Source organism: Actinomadura roseirufa (assembly GCF_900659635.1).
GTDB lineage: Bacteria > Actinomycetota > Actinomycetes > Streptosporangiales > Streptosporangiaceae > Spirillospora > Spirillospora roseirufa.
Genome location: NZ_CAACVB010000437.1, coordinates 1 through 4,275, shown reverse-complemented (window position 1 = coordinate 4,275; position 4,275 = coordinate 1). Strand labels below are relative to the sequence as shown.

General features: G+C 75.6%; 5 protein-coding genes. 4 read left to right on the top strand and 1 reads right to left on the bottom strand.

Going from position 1 to position 4,275, the window contains the following annotated elements; all coding sequences use genetic code 11:
• A partial coding sequence (locus E1291_RS45345) for an ArsR family transcriptional regulator (RefSeq protein ID WP_207401200.1) occupies positions 1 to 180 on the bottom strand: 180 nt, incomplete at its 3' end.
• Here E1291_RS45345 and E1291_RS39620 point away from each other — a divergent pair.
• The 4 genes from E1291_RS39620 to E1291_RS39605 form a co-directional block, all read left to right on the top strand.
• Positions 179 to 649: a hypothetical protein gene (locus tag E1291_RS39620; protein ID WP_131743147.1), complete on the top strand. Its 471-nt coding sequence runs from the start codon at positions 179 to 181 to the stop codon at positions 647 to 649. The genes E1291_RS45345 and E1291_RS39620 overlap by 2 nt on opposite strands.
• An 84-nt stretch (positions 650 to 733) precedes the next feature.
• Positions 734 to 1,459, top strand: coding sequence for a response regulator transcription factor (locus E1291_RS39615; RefSeq protein ID WP_131743146.1), 726 nt, complete (start codon positions 734 to 736; stop codon positions 1,457 to 1,459).
• On the top strand, positions 1,456 to 2,934 hold the full coding sequence (locus tag E1291_RS39610; RefSeq protein WP_242614669.1) for a sensor histidine kinase: 1,479 nt from the start codon (positions 1,456 to 1,458) through the stop codon (positions 2,932 to 2,934). Before E1291_RS39615 ends, E1291_RS39610 begins: the two co-directional genes overlap by 4 nt.
• 77 nt (positions 2,935 to 3,011) lie before the next feature.
• Positions 3,012 to 4,275: bifunctional glycosyltransferase family 2/GtrA family protein (locus E1291_RS39605; RefSeq protein WP_131743145.1), on the top strand; the 1,264-nt coding region annotated here is incomplete at its 3' end.

Sequence of the window (4,275 nt, the reverse complement as noted above, 5' to 3'; positions counted from 1 at the left end):
GGCGTCGCGCAGGACGGCCAGGTGCTGGGAGACCGTGCCCAGGCTCAGGCCGGTGCGCTGGGCGAGCTGGGTGGTGGTGCTGGTCGCGGCGGCGGCGGGCAGCGAGCTCGCCCGCACCGCCGGCGGGCTGGCCGCGCGGCTCGCCGCGCGCACCGCCGCGGTGGCGATCGAGGCCGTCATGTTCGAGCTGATGCGCGAGGCCCTCAAGCTGGCGATGAAGGACGCGCTGCGCGACCTGATGCGCGACGTCGCCCGGGACGTGGTCGTGGACGTCATGAAGACCACCTGGACGACCGCCACCCGGCCCATGCCCGAGCCTGAGCCCGAGCCCGCGCGGCCGGAGCCCCGGGCGTCCGTGACGTCGGTGGTGCCGGTGTCGGTCAGCGGGCTCGTCGCGCGCGCCGCGCGGGCCACCATCACGCTCGTCAACGCCCCGGCCCCGGGACAGGCCACGTCCGTCGCCCTGCGGGTGACGGCCCGCACCGCGCCGCGCGTGGTGCCCAGGGTCGCGATGAGCACGCTCCGCAACGCCGCCCGGTACCGGGCCGGGCGCCGCGGCGGCCCGGCCGCGGCGTCCGCGCCGATTCCGGCCGTGATCGTCGTGCGGGGGGAGACGGTGCCCGCGCCGCAGGAGCCGGGCGACGGCTGAGGCGCGCCTCAGAAGTTCCTGAGAGAACCATGAGAAACACCGGGCGGTGCCCGCGCCGCCGCCGGTGGTGCTTACGGTAAGTGCATGGAGCCTGGCACACGGGGGGCGGCGCCCGCGCGGATCCTGATCGTCGACGACGAGCCGGCCGTCCGGGAGTCGCTGTCGCGCAGCCTGGCGTTCGAGGGCTACGCGGTCGCCGAGGCGGCCGACGGGCTGGCGGCCCTCGAGCGGGTGGGCCTGGAGCGGCCCGACCTGGTCGTCCTGGACGTGCTGATGCCGCGGATGGACGGCCTGACCACGTGCCGGCGGCTGCGCGCGCTCGGCGCCAGGATGCCGGTGCTGATGCTGACCGCCCGCGACATGGTCGGCGACCGGGTCACGGGGCTGGACGCCGGCGCCGACGACTATCTGGCCAAGCCGTTCGAGCTGGACGAGCTGCTGGCGCGGGTGCGGGCGCTGCTGCGGCGCGCCGCGATGACCGGCGGAGCCGGTCCCCGCCGCGACGGCGTGCTGGCCTTCGACGACCTGACCATGGACACCGTCTCCCACGAGGTCACCCGGGGCGGGCGGGTGCTGGAGCTGACTCGCACCGAGTACATGCTGCTGGAGATGTTCCTGGCGCATCCGCGGCAGGTGCTGACCCGTGAGCAGATCCTGGAGACGGTGTGGGGGTTCGACTTCGAGCCCGCGTCCAACTCCCTGGACGTGTACGTGATGTACCTGCGGCGCAAGACCGAGGCGGGCGGGCTGCCGCGGCTCGTGCACACCGTCCGCGGCGTCGGGTACGTGCTGCGGGCGGCGTCCCCGTGAGCAGGCGGCTCACCCCACGGAGGCTGACACTGCGCCGGCTGACACTGCGCCGGCTGACACTGCGGGCCCGGCTGGCACTGCTGACCGCGGCGGCGGTGGCGCTGGCGGTCGCGGCCTGCGCGGCCGCCTCGTGGTACCTGACCCGCAACCAGCTCTACCGGGAGCTGGACCGCAGGCTCGGCACGGCGGGCGGGCCGGGGGGCGGGCCGCCGCCCCCCATGACGGTCTTCGAGCGGGACCTGAACACGGCGCTGGCGTTCTGCCGGAGCGAGCCCACCGGCCTCGAGGCCGGGCGGCACCTGTTCGGCCCGAGCGAGATCACCCAGGCGGTGGACGCGCGGGGCCGCGGCTGCACCCTCCCCGGCATGGGCTCGTTGGAGGTCACGGCCGCCGACGTCGCCGTGGCCCGCGGCGAACGCGACGGCGCGGTGCACGACGGCGTCGGCGTCACCCCGAGCGGCCACCGGACGGACGTGCGGATACGGACCCGCCAGTTGACCTCGGTGGACGGCTCGACCGCGGCGGTGTCGTTCGCGATCTCGCTGGAGGAGGTCGAGGGGCCGCTGGACAACCTCGCGCTCCTGCTGGTGGCCGTCACCGCGCTCGGCGTCCTCGCCTCGGCCGGCGCCGGCCTGATGATCGCGCGCGCGTCGCTGCGGCCGGTGGACGAGCTGACCGGCGCGGTCGAGCACATCGCGCGCACCGAGGACCTCGGCACCCGCATCCCCGAGGAGGGCACGGACGAGATCGCCCGGCTCAGCCGCTCGTTCAACAGCATGACCAGTGCGCTCGCCGCGTCCCGGGAACGGCAGCGCAGCCTCATCGCCGACGCCGGGCACGAGCTGCGCACGCCGCTGACGAGCCTGCGCACCAACATCGACCTGCTGCTGCGCAGCGAGGCCACCGGGCGGGACCTGCCCGAGGAGGCCCGCCACAACCTGCTCGTCAGCGTCAAGGCACAGATGCGGGAGCTGTCCAGCCTGGTGGGAGACCTGCTGGAGCTGGCCCGCCCGGAGGAGGCCGAGCCGGTCCGCGCGGCGGTGGAGCTGCACGAGGTCGTGGCCCGCGCGGTGGAACGCGCCAGGCTGCGCGGCCCCGGCCTGACCGTGCGGGCGGCCACCGAGCCCTGGTACGTGCTGGGCGACCCGGCCTCGTTGGAGCGGGCGGTGATGAACCTGCTCGACAACGCGGTGAAGTTCAGCCCGCCGGGCGGGACGGTCGAGGTCGGGCTCGCCGGCGGCGAGCTGACCGTCCGCGACCACGGCCCCGGCATCCCCGCCGAGGACCTGCCGCACGTGTTCGAGCGGTTCTGGCGCTCGCCGTCGGCGCGGAGCCTGCCCGGGTCGGGCCTCGGCCTGTCGATCGTCGCGCGGGTCGTGGGCGAGTGCGGCGGGCGGGTCACGCTGGAGCCCGCCGACGGCGGCGGCACGCGCGCCCGGGTCCGGCTGCCCGGCACGTCCCGTCCCGCCGCGTGACCGCTCCCGGCCCGTTTCTCATGGCGCGTTAATGAACGGCTCAGGGACCTCCCACGACCGGCGGCGAGTCTCACGGCATGAGTCACCTTGTCACCGAACGGGGCACCCCCGCCGGGCCGCCCCCGCCCCGCCGCGACGGCGGCGGGCGGGGAGGGCTGGTCGAGGTGGTCGTGCCCGTCCACAACGAGGACCACGTCCTCGAATCGAGCGTCGAGCGGCTGCACTCCTACCTCGGCGCCACCTTCCCCTACCCGTTCCGCATCACGATCGCCGACAACGCCAGTACCGACGCGACCTGGCGGGCGGCGGAGAAGCTGGCGGCCCGGCTCCCGCACGTCCGGGCCGTCCGGCTCGACCTGAAGGGGCGGGGCCGCGCGCTGCGGCACGTGTGGAGCGCCAGCGACGCCGACGTCGTCGCCTACATGGACGTGGACCTGTCCACCGACCTGGACGCGTTCCTGCCGCTGGTCGCGCCGCTGATCTCCGGGCACAGCGACCTGGCCATCGGCAGCCGCCTCACCCGCGGCTCGGCCGTCGTGCGGGGCCCGCGCCGCGAGCTCGTCTCCCGCTGTTACAACCTGCTGCTGCGCACCACCCTCGCGGCCCGGTTCAGCGACGCCCAGTGCGGGTTCAAGGCCGGCCGCACCGAGATCGTCCAGCTGCTGCTGCCGTCGGTCGAGGACGAGGCGTGGTTCTTCGACACCGAGCTGCTGCTGCTCGCCGAGCGCAACGGCCTGCGCATCCACGAGGTGCCGGTGGACTGGGTCGACGACCCCGACAGCCGCGTGGACGTCCTGCGCACCGCCCGTGACGACCTGCGCGGCATGGCCCGGGTCGGGCGGCGCATGCTGACCGGGGCGTTCCGCGCCCCGGTCGGCGGGCGGCCCCGGCCCGAGCTGCCCGACGGGATGGCCCGCCAGCTGCCCGCCTTCGCCGTCATCGGCGCGATCAGCACGGCCGCGCAGCTGGTGCTGTTCGTCCTGCTGCGCCTGGTGATGGGGCCGCTGTGGGCGAACGCGCTGTCGCTGGTGGTCACGGCGATCGGCAACACCGCCGCCAACCGCCGCTTCACCTTCGGCGTGACCGGGGTGCGGGGCGCGTTCCGGCAGCAGCTCGAAGGCGGCCTGGCGTTCCTGCTCGGCCTCGCGCTGAGCACGGGCGGGCTGGCGCTGCTGCACGCGGCGGCGCCCGGCGCGTCCCGGGCGGTGGAGGTCGGCGCGCTCGTCGCGGCGAACGGCGTCGCGACCCTCGTCCGGTTCCTGCTGATGCGGGCGTGGATCTTCCATCCGCGGCGGCTGCGCGGACCCGCGCCCGGTGCCGCCCCGGCCCCGGGCACCGCCG

Excerpts from the sequence above, each read along its gene's own strand:
- E1291_RS39620 (WP_131743147.1), top strand. The coding sequence starts at position 179 with ATGTTCGAGCTGATGCGCGAGGCCCTCAAGCTGGCGATGAAGGACGCG.
- E1291_RS39615 (WP_131743146.1), top strand. The coding sequence starts at position 734 with ATGGAGCCTGGCACACGGGGGGCGGCGCCCGCGCGGATCCTGATCGTC.